This window comes from Lactobacillus helsingborgensis (assembly GCF_000970855.1).
In the GTDB taxonomy this organism is placed as follows: Bacteria; Bacillota; Bacilli; order Lactobacillales; family Lactobacillaceae; genus Lactobacillus; species Lactobacillus helsingborgensis.
Window position 1 is genome coordinate 608,001 of the sequence record NZ_KQ034046.1, and the last position, 15,420, is coordinate 623,420.

Sequence of the window (15,420 nt, forward strand, 5' to 3'; positions counted from 1 at the left end):
TTAGAGGAGGACAAAGTCTTGGCCAAAGATGAAAAACAGGCCGCATTGGAAAATGCGCTTAAGAAAATTGAGAAAAATTTTGGTAAAGGCGCCGTTATGCGAATGGGCGATAAGGCCGATACTAAGATTTCGACTATTCCCTCAGGCTCGCTTGCTCTTGATGCAGCCTTGGGTGTTGGCGGCTATCCCCGGGGTAGAATTGTAGAAATATATGGACCAGAGTCTTCTGGTAAAACTACTGTTGCGCTACATGCAGTAGCTGAAGTGCAAAAAAGAGGCGGAACTGCTGCCTATATTGATGCTGAAAATGCCATGGATCCGGCATATGCCGAAGCTTTAGGCGTTGATGTTGACTCACTAATCTTATCTCAACCCAATACTGGTGAAGAAGGATTGCAAATTGCTGATACTTTAATTACAAGTGGCGCAATTGATATTTTAGTTGTTGATTCGGTTGCAGCACTTGTACCTCAAGCCGAAATTGACGGAGAAATGGGCGATAGCCATGTTGGTCTGCAAGCTCGTTTGATGAGCCAAGCCCTCCGTAAACTTTCTGGTAATATCAATAAGACTAAAACTATTGCAATCTTCATTAACCAAATTCGTGAAAAAGTCGGCATTATGTTTGGTAATCCTGAAACTACCCCTGGTGGTCGTGCGCTTAAGTTCTACGCAACTATTCGCTTGGAGATTAGAAGAGCCGAAAAGATTAAGCAAACTGGTGGAGAAATCACCGGTAACCGTGTGAAAATTAAAGTTGTCAAAAATAAGGTTGCTCCACCTTTTAAAGTTGCTGAAGTTGATATGATGTACGGCAAAGGTATCTCTCAAAGTGGTGAACTTCTTGATATGGCAGCCGACAAAGACATTATCGCAAAGGCTGGTTCATGGTATTCATATAACGATGAACGAATTGGACAAGGGCGCGAAAACGCTAAAAAGTATCTGGAAGATAATCCGGAAGTTTATGATGAAGTGCAGAAACAGGTTCGTCAGGCCTACGGTATTGACGAGGAATCAGTTGCTGAGCGCGAAGACCCAGAAAAAATAAAAGAGAAGAAAGCTAAAAACGCTGCAAATACAGAAAGGGAAGCTTCTGCTAAAAAAGAAGCCGACAGCAAAAGCAATTAGTTTTGAAGAAATAGACCTTGACTTGTGAAAACAAGTTAAGGTTTTTTCTTGTCGTTTGACATAATCCCCGTGGTTCTTTATCATTAATATTGTGTGAATAATCTAAAAAAATAAAAAAAGGCGATAGAAATCATGACAAGTAAATTTTTGATTCCCGTCGCGATTGCTATTATTTCAATTATATTAGGCATAGTTATTGGGTATGTTATCCGTAAAAGTGCTTGGGAGAAAAAAGCTCGGAACGCCCAAAACGATGCCGATCATATTTTAAGCGAAGCTAAAGCACGAGTTGATGCTGCAAAAGCTGAAGTCAATGCACAGAAGCAAGCGGCTGATGCTATAAAACAAAGTGCACAAAACACAAAGAAAGAAAAAATTCTTGAAGCTCAAGAGCAAATTCAGGATTACCGACAAAAAGTTGAAGATGAATTAAACGATAAGCGTGATACGATTGCGCGTGATCAAAATCGTTTAACACAAAGAGAGGATACTCTCGATCATAAGAACTCTTTGCTAAAAGAAAAAGAGGACGATTTAGCTAAAAAAGACGAACAGCTAGAAAAAAAGCAAACTGAATTAACCACTAAATTACAAAAAGCTGATGAATTAGTTGAACAGACTACGCAAAAGCTTTATGAAGTAGCCCATTTAGACAAGGAACAGGCTAAAAAGCTGGTTCTAAATCAATTAGCAGATGAGCTAGTTAAAGAGCGGGCTGAAATGATTAGCAACAGCAATGAAGAAGTAAAAGCGAAGGCTGATCATTATGCTCGTAAAATAATTATTGATGCTATTCAAAGCAGCTCAGCTGATACAGTAGCTGAAACCACAGTATCAGTGGTAGATTTACCTAATGAAGAAATGAAGGGTCGAATTATTGGTCGTGAAGGACGCAATATTAGATCATTTGAAGCACTCACAGGAGTAGATTTAATAATTGATGATACTCCTAAAGTTGTAACTCTAAGCGGTTTTGATGCGATTAGGCGTGAAATTGCTAAAAGGGCAATGGAACGCCTGATTAAAGACGGGCGAATTCATCCGGCTAGAATTGAAGAGACAGTTGATAAGGCTCGTAAAGAAGTTAATGATGACATTTACGAAGCGGGCGAAAGCGCTCTAATGGAGTTAGGGATTCATAAAATGAATCCTGAGTTGGTTAAAATATTGGGTAGGCTCAAATACCGGACATCTTATGGTCAAAATGTATTGGGACACTCAATTGAAGTTGCAAAGTTAGCTGGAACAATGGCTGCGGAGCTTGGATTAAATGAAAAATTAGCGGTTCGCGCGGGATTATTACACGATATTGGAAAAGCAGTCGACCATGATATTGAAGGTTCACACGTAGAAATAGGTGTGGAATTGACAAGAAAATATCATGAGCCGGATGTGGTTGTTAATGCAATTGCGGCGCATCACGGGGATGTGCCTAAGTTATCATTTATTGCTGAATTGGTAGTGGCAGCAGATACGATTTCTTCTGCAAGACCCGGTGCCAGAAGTGAAAGTTTGGAGAATTACATTAGAAGACTGACTGACCTTGAGCAAATAGCAAATAGGTATGATGGAGTTAAACAGGCATACGCTATTCAAGCTGGGCGAGAAGTGCGGGTGATGGTTGAACCCGATAAGATTTCAGACGATCGCATTACAGTTTTAGCACGTGATATTCGTAATCAGATTGAAAAAGAACTTGATTACCCAGGTAATATTAAAATAACAGTTATTCGTGAAAAACGTGCTGTATCAATTGCAAAATAAAGAAAGAGGATTGAACCTAAAGAATTCAATCCTTTTTAGTTGTAATTTGTGCATTTTTATTCCACCCTGTATAATTAAGACAACTATAAATGAAAGTAGCCGACCATGTTTAAAATTATTGTTGAATTATTCTTTTTGGTGATTATCCAAGCAGCGATTACGCCTTTTATTAGAAGATTAGCTTTTGTATTAGGTGCAGTTGACATTCCCAACAAAAGAAGGGTAAACAAAAAACCAATGCCGACTTTAGGCGGATTGGGTATTTTTGTGACTTTTAATATTGGTGCTTTTATTCTCTTACGTGATCAATTTCCCACACACGAGGCGTTCAGTATCCTTCTAGGTTCTAGCGTAATCGTTCTAACTGGTATAATCGACGATATCATGGAATTGAAGCCAAGACAAAAAATGCTGGGCATCTTTATTGGCGCCTTAGTCATTTATTTTCTTGCCGGCATCAAAATGAATGTTCTCAATCTGCCATTTTTAAATAAACAAATAAATTTAGGTTGGTGGAGTTTACCAATTACTATTTTTTGGATATTGGCCCTAACTAATGCAGTTGACCTCATTGACGGTCTTGATGGCCTGGCAGACGGCGTTTCAATGATTTCACTGATAACGATGGGAATTGTCGGCTATTTCTTCTTGCATACGGGGCAGCTCTATATTCCAATCGGTTGTTTTATGCTGGCAGCCTGTTTACTTGGGTTTTTACCATATAACTTTCATCCGGCAAAAATATTTTTAGGTGACACTGGTGCACTATATATTGGGTTTATGATTGCGGTTTTTTCGCTTAAAGGTTTGAAAAACGTCACCTTTATCTCGTTATTAGTACCTGTCACTATTTTAGGCGTGCCGATCACAGATACTATTTACGCCATGATACGCCGCAAATTAAATAATCGGCCCGTCTCCCAAGCAGATAAGCACCATTTACACCACCAATTAATGAAAATGGGTTTGACACACAGGCAAACTGTTTTAACCATTTACGCGTTGTCACTTATTTTTTCATTTATTTCCCTCTTATTCTTGCTGTCACCAATGTGGGGGATGTGGGTCCTAATTGCTGGTCTGGCTGTTGCTCTAGAATTTTTCGTGGAGTCAATTGGACTGCTGGGGGAAAAATATAAACCGCTGATGAATTTGACGCAAAAATTAATCAATTCCCGGAGTAAGAAAGACCCCACTGTGGAAGTTTGGCACCTTGGGCAAGATAAGCCTGAACAGTTAAAAAAGAAAAAGAAAGATTAAGTTTAAACGGATTCACAAATACTTGTGGGTCTTTTTTTATTGGTCGTGATAATTGAAATTAGCAATGTCAATTTCGTTATACCTTTTGGGCACCAGTTCAAAATTTACTTTGCCAGCTAGCAGATTGTTTAAGTCATTTTTAAGCTGCTCTAATTTATTTTCATCAATAAAGAGCGTAATGGCTACCTTGACGCCATATTCTATTTGATCAATAAAAATTTGATTTTGATTTAAATAGTACTGGATCTCATCAAAATTTTTATAATCCACCTTAAATTTAAGGCCTTGTTGCTGAACACGTTTAATCACGCCTATAGCTTCCGCAGCTTTTGTCACACTGTTGGAATAAGCGCGAATTAACCCTCCGGCTCCTAATTTAATTCCGCCAAAATACCGGGTAACAACAACGGTAACATTTTTAAGTTTCATCAATTGCAATGCTTTTAATTCTGGTACGCCAGCTGTTCCTGAGGGCTCACCGTTGTCACTAGCTTTGACTTGATCATCATTAAGCCCGATTGTATAAGCAAAGGTATTATGAGTGGCATCACGGTATTTTTGCGAAATAGTAGCAATTGCCTGATCTGCTTCTTCAACCGTTTGCGTTCGAACTAGAGTGGCAATAAAGCGACTTTTCTTGATGATTATTTCATGTGTGCCGTTTTGTTTGATAGTTAAGTAATTTTGCTGTTCTTTCAAAAGATTTTTCTCCTTTTTTGCGTATTTAATAATTGGAGGACAGAAATGGAAAATATCTCTCACCTTGCTGGTCGTCAATGGCTTAGCAGTCAAATGGATTGTAGCATAAAGGAAGGCTTAACTAAAACTAGGGCAATCAAGCACGGTCACTGCTTACGTTGCGGGGCAAGGGTTTATGCCAAATTACCCAATGGCAAAAAGTATTGCAGGGCTTGTATTGGTTTAGGAAGAATAGTCGCAGATGATTTCTTAATACGCAATGAACAAACAATTAAGTTTCCTGCAAAAGAAAATGGGGGGTTGACTTGGAAAGGTAAGCTGACTAATTCACAGACAAGAATAGCACGCAATTTAATTCGTAATTATATTGCTAAAAAAGATTCACTTGTTCATGCTGTAACTGGTGCCGGTAAGACAGAAATGTTATTTCCACTAGTAGCTTATAGTTTAAAAAACGGTGAAAGGTGCTGTATTGCCACTCCCCGCATTGACGTTGTTAGTGAACTCTATCCTCGTTTTAAAGCTGCTTTTGGTGAGATAAAAATTGGTAAGTATCACGGGCGGGAATATCAAGAGCCTGAAGCAGACCAATTAACACTTTGTACAACACACCAATTACTAAAATACTTTCATGCCTTTGATTTATTAATAATTGATGAGTCAGATTCTTTTCCTTACGTTAACAACTCTATGCTTCATTTTGCCGCCCAAAATGCCATTAAGCTTACTGGTAAAAGGGTATTTCTCACTGCTACGCCTACCGGTGATTTATTATCTTCTGTTAAAGCAGGAAAGATCCACCTTTTAAAATTAAAAAGACGCTTTCATGGTCAGCCCTTACCCGTACCAAGGGAAAAATTGTTTTTACGTCCTTTTTTGCGTGACCAAAAAATTAACTCCCGCCTGACAGCTGAGATTATTAAAGTCATTCAAGCGGGTCACCCATTACTCCTTTTTGTTCCGAGAATTAATCAGATTGGGCCTTATATTGCCGCACTCAAAAAAATACCCGAGCTTGCTGAAATTAAAATTGCCGGTGTACATGCAAATGACGCTGAAAGAATTGCCAAAGTCGACCAATTTAGAAGTGGGCAAATACAATTATTAGTTACTACTACAATTTTAGAACGCGGGGTAACTTTTAATCATGTGTGGGTTATTGTTGTGCAGGCAGATGATAAAATTTATACTTCTTCAAGTTTAGTACAAATTGCGGGTAGAGTAGGACGCGCTAAAAATGATCCCGAGGGTCTAGTGCTGTTTTGTTATCAAAAATACACCTCTTGTATTCGCACTGCCATGAAGCAAATTCGCGGGATGAATCAATGACCAAGTGCTTATTATGCGGGCGATATTATACTGCAAAATTATCATTTACCAGCCTGTTTTCTATTAGCAAATGTCAGGAGGGCGGCATTTGTCCGAACTGCCTGTCAAAGTTCGATCCAGTGCCTGCTCAGCATTGCCCTATTTGTTATGGCAAAGCAGAAAATAATGAATTGTGTCTAGATTGCAGAAACTGGCGCCAGCTTTATGGGAATGATTTGTTAAGCAATCAGTCTTTATATTTATATAACGCGGCTTTTCATGACCTAATGGTGAATTATAAACGATATGGTGACTATTATTTGTCTTATGTTTTGCAAACTCTCTGTTCAAATCAACTGAATAAAATAAAAGCTGACCTTTATATTCCTATTCCTACTTCTTCTGAACATATTGCTAAAAGACAATTTGATACCATCAGTGCTATTTACGATAATCTGGTTCCGCTGACGCATATGCTGAGTAAGATCTCCGGATTTGGAGCTCAAGGAGAAAAAAATCGTCTGGAAAGATTAGCAAGTAAACAAACTTTTTTTGTTAAGGAAAACTTTAAAGTTGATAGGAAAAGTTACCGGGTTCTTTTATTAGATGATATCTATACTACAGGCAGAACACTTTACCACGCGCGTGACGCTTTGAAAAAAGTTCTGCCCAATGCAAAAATTAGTAGTTTTACCTTATGCAGATAGAATAAAATTGTTCAGCGCTTTCATGTTTTGTTATAATTTTGCTATAATAAAGGTAACATAAGACTGCATAAGCAGTTGAAAGGAGAATCTCAAATGTTAAAGTATAATGTTCGTGGTGAAAATATTGAGGTAACTGATGCTTTAAGAAGTTATGTTGAAAAGCGCCTTAAGAAATTGGAAAAATATTTCGATTTAAATCAGGATATGATTGCCCATGTAAATTTGAAGGTTTATCGTGATCATAAGGCTAAAGTTGAGGTTACCATACCACTACCATACTTAGTATTGAGAGCTGAAGAAACAACTGACGATATGTACCGGAGCATTGACTTTGTTTCTGAAAAATTAGAAAGACAAATCAGAAAGTACAAGACCCGTGTAAATCGTAAGAGTCGTGAAAAAGGTTTTAATGATTTCTTCGTTGAGAGCGCTGAAGAAAGTTCAAAAGATAAAGAGAATAACGAATTTACAATTGTACGTAATAAGCAAATAGGTTTAAAACCTATGAGCCCAGAAGAAGCTATTTTACAAATGAACATGCTTGAGCATGATTTCTTTGTTTTCCAAGATGGTGAAACTAACGGCACCAGTGTGGTTTATCGCAGAAATGATGGTCGTTACGGTTTGATTGAAACAAAATAAAAATAATATAATTCAAGCAAGGGCCCCGCATTTAGTGTGAGGTCTTTGTTTTGTTTATTTTTAATTTAGCGCTAATCATGGTAAAATTATCTTGTGTTTTTATACTTTAACTACATATAAGGATCGATTAAATGGTAAACATTTTAAAGAAACTATACAATAACGATAAAAGAGAACTGAAAAAATTTGAAAAAATTGCTAGTAAAGTGGAAAGTCATGCTGAAGAGTATGGCAAACTTTCAGATGAGGAATTACAGGCAAAAACACCTGAATTTCGTGACCGTTTGCAAAACGGTGAAAGCCTAGATTCACTTTTGCCAGAGGCTTTTGCAGTTGCTCGAGAAGGTGCTAAACGAGTATTAGGGTTATATCCTTTTCACGTTCAAGTGCTAGGTGGTATTGCCTTACACTATGGTAACATTGCCGAAATGATGACCGGTGAAGGTAAGACGTTAACTGCGACTATGCCTGTGTATTTAAATGCCTTAACTGGCAAGGGCGTTCATGTTGTTACCGTCAACGAATACTTGTCGAGTCGTGATGCTGAGGAAATGGGTCAACTATATAAGTGGCTCGGTTTAACTGTTGGTCTTAACTTGAATGCCATGTCACCTGATGAAAAAAGAGAAGCCTACAGCTGTGATGTAACTTATTCCACCAACTCTGAACTCGGCTTTGATTATTTGCGTGACAATATGGTTGTTTACAAAGAGCAAATGGTTCAACGTGAACTTAACTATGCTATCATCGATGAGGTTGACTCAATTTTGATTGATGAAGCCAGAACGCCATTAATTATTTCAGGTGAAGCTGAACAGGCAAACGGTGATTACATCCGTGCTGATCGTTTTGTTAAAACTCTTAAAGAAGATAAGAGTGACGATGATGCAGATGATGATAAAGATTATGGTGACTATAAAATTGACTGGCCGACTAAAACCATTTCTTTAACTAGGACAGGTATTCAAAAAGCCTGTGACCATTTCGGCCTTAAAAATCTTTACGATGTTGAAAATCAAAAATTGGTTCACCATATTGATCAAGCTTTGCGCGCAAATTATATTATGCTCAAAGATATTGATTATGTGGTCCAAGATGGCGAAGTCTTAATCGTTGATTCTTTCACTGGGCGTGTTATGCAGGGTCGGCGTTATTCTGACGGATTGCACCAGGCTATTGAAGCTAAAGAAGGCGTAAAAATTCAGGAAGAATCTAAGACGCAAGCCACAATTACTTACCAGAATTTCTTTAGAATGTACAAAAAGCTGGCGGGAATGACCGGTACTGCTAAAACTGAAGAAGAAGAATTTCGTGAAATTTACAATATGCAGGTAATTACTATCCCAACTAACCGTCCACTAATTAGAAAGGATAATCCTGATATTCTTTACCCGACTTTGTCATCGAAATTTGCGGCAGTCGTTAATGAAATTAAGGAACGTCATAGTAATGGTCAACCAGTTCTAGTTGGTACCGTTGCGGTTGAAAGCTCTGAAAGACTAAGTAAATTGCTGGACAAAGAAGGAATTCCACACGCTGTTTTAAATGCTAAAAATCACGCTAAAGAAGCTCAAATTATTATGAATGCGGGACAACGTGGTGCGGTTACTATTGCCACCAACATGGCTGGTCGTGGTACTGACATCAAATTGGGGCCTGGTGTCAAAGAATTAGGCGGACTTTCAGTTATTGGTACTGAGCGTCATGAATCACGTAGAATTGATAATCAATTGCGTGGTCGATCTGGTCGTCAGGGTGATCCCGGTGTTACACGTTTTTACCTTTCACTTGAAGATGATCTGATGAAACGTTTCGGTGGCGACAGAGTTAAAGACTTCCTTGACCGTTTGTCTGATAACGATGATGATAAGGTAATCGAGAGCCGCTTAATTACAAGGCAAGTTGAATCAGCGCAAAAACGGGTTGAAGGAAATAACTATGATACTCGTAAACAAACACTGCAATACGATGATGTTATGCGTATTCAACGTGAAATTATTTACGGTGAACGGATGCAGGTTATTGGAGAAGAGAAGTCTCTTAAAGATGTACTAATTCCGATGATCCGCCGCACTATCAATAGCCAAGTGGATATGTTTACACAGGGCGATCGCAGTAAATGGCGACTTGATTCCTTACGGGACTTCATCTCATCCAGTTTGACCAATGAAGAAGAAACTGATGCAATTGACTTCAAGACAATAACGGTTCCTGATTTGAAGCAGAAACTGTATGATATCGTTGAAGCAAATTATGAAGAAAAAGAAGAAATTTTAGCTGATCCTTCAGACATGCTTGAGTTTGAAAAAGTAGTTATTTTACGAGTCGTAGACGACCGCTGGACTGATCATATAGATGCTATGGATCAATTGCGCCAATCAATTAGTTTACGGGGATATGGTCAGTTGAATCCACTGGTTGAATATCAAGATTCAGGCTACAACATGTTTGAAGAAATGATTTCAAATATTGAGTTTGACGTAACTCGCTTATTTATGAAAGCTGAAATTAGACAAAATCTTAGTCGTTAATAATTAAGATGGAAGAGAAAGCAGCTGCTTTCTCTTTTTTACTGAAAATTTATGGGATAAAGGAGTTCATGCAACTAATGGAATTAAGCGAAATTCAAAATGATTTAGATAATTTAAAAAAGCGATTAGATCGCTTTAGGGGGTCTCTTTGACTTAGATTCTATTAATGAAAATATCATTGTAAATGAAAATAAAATGCAGGAACCATCGTTTTGGGATGATCAAGAAAAAGCGCAAAGTTTAATTAGCGCAACCAATTTATTAAAGGAAAAACGCGATTCTTTTATTAAATTGCAGACTGACTATCAAAATGAAATAACAGCAGTTGAATTACTGCGAGAAGAACCAGATAAAGATTTGCAAGATGAAGTAGAAACTGATTTGCAAAAATTACAATCTGAATTTCACAATTACGAATTAGATTTGCTCTTGTCGGGCAAGTATGATAGTCATAATGCCTTGATCGAAATTCACCCAGGTGCTGGTGGCACTGAAGCGATGGACTGGGGACAAATGCTGTTAAGAATGTATCAGCGCTATGCGGATATTTGCGGTTTTAAGTTTGAAATAAATAATTATGAACCTGGCGAAGAAGCAGGCCTTAAAAGCGTCAGCGCTAAAGTTAGTGGTAAGAATGCGTATGGCTTAATGAAGTCTGAAAACGGTGTTCACCGCTTAGTAAGAATTTCACCATTTGATTCTGCTAAAAGAAGGCACACATCCTTTGCATCGGTAGAAGTTATTCCAGAAATTGATGATAGTATTAAAGTTGATATTAATCCCAAGGATTTACGGATTGATGTTTACCGTTCTAGTGGTGCTGGTGGCCAGCACATTAACAAGACTTCAAGTGCTGTAAGAATTACCCACTTGCCCACAGGCTTTGTGACCACATCACAAGCTCAGCGCTCACAACTGCAGAACCGTGAAACTGCCATGAATGAACTGAGAGCAAAGCTGTTTCACTTGGAAGAAGAAAAAAAGCGTCAGCATAAGCAGGCGCTTAAAGGTGATCAAAAAGAAATTGGTTGGGGCTCCCAAATTCGTTCTTATGTTTTTCATCCTTACAATTTGGTTAAAGATTTACGTACAGGCTATGAAACCTCAGATACAAGTGGTGTAATGGATGGCAAGCTGCAACCATTTGTTTATTCATATTTGCAATGGCTTCTGAGCCAGGAGAATCCAGAGTAGGTGATTAAATGAGTTTTTGGGGAATTGTTGGTTTAGTTTTTCTAGCTGTGGTGATTTTAAGTTTTATTTTCGCACTATTTCACATGTTCTTTATGATATTGCCGGCAGCTTTAGTAATTATCGGTATCATTTGGTTGATCAATCATTTTACTAAAAAAGATGATGACAATATGAGTGCTAATTCTAATTTTGATCAATGGCATAATTGGGGTGAAAATAAAGAACCCCGACCAAAACGTAAAAAAGTACGGGATGCTAAAACTAAAGATGTCGACAAGTAAAAAAAGGGGCATTTTAAGATGACAAACGCAGTTAAACTAAAAAATCTAATTCGTGATAATAAAATTGTCCACGTTGTGCAAGGAAAACAATATATTCAAGATAAAGAAATTGTAGTATCTGATATTTATAGACCCGGATTAGAGTTGACAGGCTACTTTGATTTTTATCCGCGCCAGCGTATTCAGTTACTTGGAAGAACTGAAATTTCTTATGCCGCCAGATTAGATCATGATAGTTTGGTCCAAGTGTTTAATAAACTTTGCACACCCGAGACACCGTGTTTCTTTGTTTCCCGTTCATTGCGAGTACCACCAGAATTGGCGCAAGCTGCTGAAGAAGCTAAAATTCCTATCTTGTCTTCACCTGAGTCAACTACTTATGTTTCCAGTATTTTGACTGAATATTTAAGAGAAAGACTGGCTGTGCGCGATACAATTCATGGGGTTTTAATTGAAGTTAAAGGCATGGGCGTCCTGTTAACAGGTGATTCCGGTGTGGGTAAGTCTGAAACGGCATTGGGCTTGATACATCGTGGTCACCGCTTAATTGCCGATGACCGCGTTGATGTCTACCAAAAAGACGTTGAAACAGTCATGGGTGAAGCGCCGGCAATATTAAAGCATTTAATGGAAATTCGCGGTATTGGGATCATTGATGTTATGGATTTGTTCGGAGTTGGTGCGGTTAAAAACCGTGAAAGTATCCAGCTGGTGATCAAACTAGTTAATTGGGACAATCAAGCAAATTATGACCGTTTAGGTTTTGAGGAAAGTAAACGTGATATTTGCAACGTTGAAGTACCTCAAATTACAATCCCTGTAAAAGTCGGTCGCAACATGGAAGATATTATTGAAATCGCCACAATGAATTTTCGGGCAAAAAGAAGTGGTTACAACGCGACTAGGACATTTGACAACAATTTAACCAAATTAATTAAGAAAAATTCTAAAAACGATTCAAAAAAGGAAAGTAATAAATGACATTGACAATCAATCCCGTAGCTTTTAACCTAGGAAATTTAAGTGTCAAATGGTATGGCGTCATTATGGCGCTGGCTATTATTTTAGCCGTGTCAATGGCAATTATTGAAGGACGAAAAAGGCAGATCGAAAGTGACGATTTTGTCGATTTGCTCTTGTGGGCTGTCCCCTTGGGCTATGTTGGTGCACGAATTTATTATGTTATTTTTGAATGGCAATATTATGCGCAGCATCCAGACCAAATAATTGCTATTTGGAATGGGGGCATTGCGATCTATGGCGGTTTACTTGCCGGCTTAGTAGTTCTATTAATTTTTTGCTACAAAAAGATGCTGCCGCCATTTTTGATGCTTGATATTCTTACTCCGGGAGTAATGGCTGCCCAAATTTTGGGTCGTTGGGGTAATTTTATCAATCAGGAAGCCCACGGCGGTCCTACAACTTTGGGTTTTCTCCAAAGTTTACATTTACCGAATTTTATTATTAGTCAAATGAAAATTAATGGGATCTATTACCAGCCAACCTTTTTATATGAATCATTTTTTAACTTAATTGGTTTAATATTAATTTTGGTTCTGAGGCATAAAAAGCATTTGTTTAAACAAGGTGAAATTTTTATGCTTTATCTAGCTTGGTATTCCGTTGTTCGTTTCTTTGTAGAAGGTATGAGAACGGATAGTTTGTATCTTTGGGGATCAATCAGAGTTTCACAGCTCCTTAGCTTGATACTGCTGGTGATTGTCATCGGATTGTTTATTTATCGCAGAAAAGTTGTTAAACCCAAATGGTATCTTGATGGCAGTGGCCTAAAATATCCCTATAATCGAGATTAAATATTAGTATTAGTTGAAAGAGAGTTAACGAATGACAAAAATTGCAGTTTTAGGAGCAGGTTCTTGGGGCACAGTGTTGGGCTCTATGCTGGCTGATAAAGGCTATGACATTGTACTGTATGGTAACAATGAAAAAGTTAATCAGGAAATTAATGAAAGTCATACAAATGAACATTACATGAAAAATTGGCATGTAAATGAGACCGCCACAGCAACGGGTGATTTGAATGAAGCTTTAAGTGGAGCAGAAATTATTTTATTTGTTCTTCCTACTCAAGCAATTCGTAGCGTTGCCCAAAATGTAAGTAAAATCCTAGCACAAAGGAAAGATAAACCACTTATAGTAACTGCTACCAAAGGAATTGAACCGGGTTCTAAAAAGTTAATTTCTGAAATTTTGACTGAGGAAATTTATCCCAATGATGAAGACAAGATTGTAGCGATTTCCGGACCAAGCCATGCCGAGAGTGTGGCGCAAAAAGATTTAACCGCAATCTCTTGTGCTTCAACGAGTATGAAAAACGCTCAAAAAGTTCAGGGATTATTTTCAAATGACTATTTCCGTTTATATACTAATAATGATCTGATAGGCGTTGAAGTTGCGGGAGCTGTTAAGAACGTAATTGCAATTGCAGCCGGTATTCTGGTAGGTAAGCACTATGGAGATGATGCTAAAGCTGCGCTCATGACAAGAGGTTTAGCTGAAATTACCCGTTTGGGTGTGAATTATTTCGGAGCTGATCCTATGACGTTTAGTGGTCTTTCAGGTATAGGTGATTTGATTGTTACTTGTACTTCGGTTAATTCACGTAATTGGCGCTGTGGTAAGCAACTGGGTGAGGGCAAGAGTTTAGACTATGTTTTACAAAATATGGGTCAAGTAGTTGAAGGCGCAACTACTGTCAAAGCAGTGCACGAGCTATGCCAAGAAAAACAGATTGATATGCCGATTAGTGAAGCAATATACCGCGTTTTATACCAAAATGCTGATGTTGATTCTGAAATAGCTCAGATGATGGGTAGAAGTCCTAAACAGGAAATTAGACTTTGAGAGCGATATCGTTGTAATATTACTTACGAAAAATAAGAAAGTGCTGAAGGTGAAATTATGACTAAAAAATACGATGTAATCATTATTGGAGCGGGCCCCGGTGGACTTACAGCCGCTTTGTACGCTTCTCGGGCTAATTTATCCGTTTTGATATTGGATCGAGGTTTGTATGGCGGACAAATGAATAATACGGATGCAATTGATAATTATCCAGGCTTCAGTGAGATTAAGGGTCCTGAACTGGGCGAAAAAATGTATAATTCAATCATGAAATTTGGCGCAAAGTTTGAATATGGTGATGTTCAAACAGTTACGCTAGATGGGGACCAAAAAATAGTCAAAACTGACACTGCCGAATACAGTACACCTGCTCTTATTATCGCTACTGGAGCAGATCATCGTCACTTAAATGTGCCAGGCGAAGATGAATATTCAGGTAAAGGCGTTTCTTACTGTGCTGTTTGTGATGCTGCATTCTTCAGAGACGAAGATATTGCGGTTATTGGCGGTGGCGATTCAGCTATTGAAGAAGGTATTTATTTGGCTCAGAGTGCTAAAACTGTCACGGTTATTCATCGGCGGGACCAATTACGTGCGCAGCCCACATTACAAAAACGGGCTTTTGCCAACTCTAAGATGAATTTTATTTGGAACGGATTAACGCAATCCATTGACGGCGATGGCGACAAAGTTACCGGCGTAACTTATAAAGACAAGGAAACCGGTGCTGAGAAGCATATTAAAGTTCGGGGCGTCTTTATTTATGTTGGTGTCATTCCGCAGACAGCGCCATTTAAGGACTTAGGTATAACAGATGAAAATGGCTGGATTCCTACTGATGAGCACATGAGAACTAAAGTTGACGGTATCTTTGCTTTAGGTGATGTTCGTGCGAAGGATTTACGGCAAATTGCCAATGCTGTGGGTGACGGCAGTATTGCTGGTCAACAAGCATATAATTATTTACAGGATCTGAATGATCGTAAAATTTAAAGATTAAAAAAAGAATTTAGTTAAAACTAAATTCTTTTTTTATTT

14 protein-coding genes are annotated in these 15,420 nt (G+C 38.2%); 13 read left to right on the top strand and 1 reads right to left on the bottom strand.

The window, feature by feature from the left end; genetic code table 11:
• The first annotated feature begins 18 nt into the window (after positions 1-18).
• From recA to JF73_RS02990, 3 genes are all read left to right on the top strand, one after another.
• Positions 19-1,131: a recombinase RecA gene (gene recA / locus JF73_RS02980; protein ID WP_046326911.1), complete on the top strand. Its 1,113-nt coding sequence runs from the start codon at positions 19-21 to the stop codon at positions 1,129-1,131.
• A 132-nt stretch (positions 1,132-1,263) separates the two neighbouring features.
• Complete coding sequence (gene rny / locus JF73_RS02985) at positions 1,264-2,895, top strand: ribonuclease Y (protein WP_038521880.1); 1,632 nt, start codon at positions 1,264-1,266, stop codon at positions 2,893-2,895.
• A 105-nt stretch (positions 2,896-3,000) separates the two neighbouring features.
• Positions 3,001-4,155, top strand: coding sequence for a glycosyltransferase family 4 protein (locus JF73_RS02990; RefSeq protein WP_038521883.1), 1,155 nt, complete (start codon positions 3,001-3,003; stop codon positions 4,153-4,155).
• Positions 4,156-4,191: 36 nt separating this feature from the next.
• Here the strand turns inward: JF73_RS02990 and JF73_RS02995 are convergent, their stop codons facing one another.
• Positions 4,192-4,854 (bottom strand): YigZ family protein, encoded by a 663-nt coding sequence (locus JF73_RS02995; RefSeq protein ID WP_046326912.1) that lies wholly within the window; start codon positions 4,852-4,854, stop codon positions 4,192-4,194.
• Positions 4,855-4,899: 45 nt separating this feature from the next.
• Here JF73_RS02995 and JF73_RS03000 point away from each other — a divergent pair, with 45 nt between their 5' ends.
• The 10 genes from JF73_RS03000 to trxB all read left to right on the top strand — a co-directional run bounded on the left by JF73_RS03000 (position 4,900) and on the right by trxB (position 15,375).
• Positions 4,900-6,183 carry a helicase-related protein gene (locus tag JF73_RS03000; protein ID WP_046326913.1) on the top strand — a complete coding sequence of 428 codons (1,284 nt, stop codon included), beginning with the start codon at positions 4,900-4,902 and terminating at the stop codon, positions 6,181-6,183.
• Complete coding sequence (locus JF73_RS03005) at positions 6,180-6,869, top strand: ComFC family protein (RefSeq protein ID WP_046326914.1); 690 nt, start codon at positions 6,180-6,182, stop codon at positions 6,867-6,869. Before JF73_RS03000 ends, JF73_RS03005 begins: the two co-directional genes overlap by 4 nt.
• Before the next feature lie 93 nt (positions 6,870-6,962).
• Positions 6,963-7,511, top strand: a complete 549-nt coding sequence (gene hpf, locus JF73_RS03010; protein WP_038521893.1) for a ribosome hibernation-promoting factor, HPF/YfiA family — start codon at positions 6,963-6,965, stop codon at positions 7,509-7,511.
• Between the two features lie 131 nt (positions 7,512-7,642).
• Positions 7,643-10,042 (top strand): preprotein translocase subunit SecA, encoded by a 2,400-nt coding sequence (gene secA, locus JF73_RS03015; protein ID WP_046326915.1) that lies wholly within the window; start codon positions 7,643-7,645, stop codon positions 10,040-10,042.
• Positions 10,043-10,119: 77 nt separating this feature from the next.
• Positions 10,120-11,236, top strand: a protein-coding gene (prfB, locus tag JF73_RS03020; RefSeq protein WP_109918189.1) for a peptide chain release factor 2 whose coding sequence is annotated in 2 segments (ribosomal slippage) — positions 10,120-10,191 and positions 10,193-11,236 — 1,116 coding nt in all. Because the reading frame shifts where the segments join, the coding sequence is not laid out codon by codon here.
• Positions 11,237-11,244: 8 nt separating this feature from the next.
• Positions 11,245-11,517, top strand: a complete 273-nt coding sequence (locus tag JF73_RS03025; protein WP_038521901.1) for a hypothetical protein — start codon at positions 11,245-11,247, stop codon at positions 11,515-11,517.
• A gap of 18 nt (positions 11,518-11,535) precedes the next feature.
• The gene (gene hprK, locus JF73_RS03030; RefSeq protein ID WP_046326916.1) at positions 11,536-12,498 is read left to right on the top strand and encodes an HPr(Ser) kinase/phosphatase; all 963 of its coding nucleotides are present in this window, start codon (positions 11,536-11,538) and stop codon (positions 12,496-12,498) included.
• The gene (gene lgt / locus JF73_RS03035) at positions 12,495-13,331 is read left to right on the top strand and encodes a prolipoprotein diacylglyceryl transferase (RefSeq protein WP_046326917.1); all 837 of its coding nucleotides are present in this window, start codon (positions 12,495-12,497) and stop codon (positions 13,329-13,331) included. Before hprK ends, lgt begins: the two co-directional genes overlap by 4 nt.
• 31 nt (positions 13,332-13,362) lie before the next feature.
• Positions 13,363-14,382 carry an NAD(P)H-dependent glycerol-3-phosphate dehydrogenase gene (locus tag JF73_RS03040; protein ID WP_046326918.1) on the top strand — a complete coding sequence of 340 codons (1,020 nt, stop codon included), beginning with the start codon at positions 13,363-13,365 and terminating at the stop codon, positions 14,380-14,382.
• Positions 14,383-14,439: 57 nt separating this feature from the next.
• Entirely contained in the window at positions 14,440-15,375 is a 936-nt protein-coding gene (gene trxB / locus JF73_RS03045; RefSeq protein ID WP_046326919.1) for a thioredoxin-disulfide reductase, read from the top strand.
• Positions 15,376-15,420 lie beyond the last annotated feature (45 nt).

Coding starts and splice junctions, on each gene's coding strand:
- rny (WP_038521880.1), top strand. CDS start 1,264: ATGACAAGTAAATTTTTGATTCCCGTCGCGATTGCTATTATTTCAATT.
- JF73_RS02990 (WP_038521883.1), top strand. CDS start 3,001: ATGTTTAAAATTATTGTTGAATTATTCTTTTTGGTGATTATCCAAGCA.
- JF73_RS03000 (WP_046326913.1), top strand. CDS start 4,900: ATGGAAAATATCTCTCACCTTGCTGGTCGTCAATGGCTTAGCAGTCAA.
- JF73_RS03005 (WP_046326914.1), top strand. CDS start 6,180: ATGACCAAGTGCTTATTATGCGGGCGATATTATACTGCAAAATTATCA.
- hpf (WP_038521893.1), top strand. CDS start 6,963: ATGTTAAAGTATAATGTTCGTGGTGAAAATATTGAGGTAACTGATGCT.
- secA (WP_046326915.1), top strand. CDS start 7,643: ATGGTAAACATTTTAAAGAAACTATACAATAACGATAAAAGAGAACTG.
- JF73_RS03025 (WP_038521901.1), top strand. CDS start 11,245: ATGAGTTTTTGGGGAATTGTTGGTTTAGTTTTTCTAGCTGTGGTGATT.
- hprK (WP_046326916.1), top strand. CDS start 11,536: ATGACAAACGCAGTTAAACTAAAAAATCTAATTCGTGATAATAAAATT.
- lgt (WP_046326917.1), top strand. CDS start 12,495: ATGACATTGACAATCAATCCCGTAGCTTTTAACCTAGGAAATTTAAGT.
- JF73_RS03040 (WP_046326918.1), top strand. CDS start 13,363: ATGACAAAAATTGCAGTTTTAGGAGCAGGTTCTTGGGGCACAGTGTTG.
- trxB (WP_046326919.1), top strand. CDS start 14,440: ATGACTAAAAAATACGATGTAATCATTATTGGAGCGGGCCCCGGTGGA.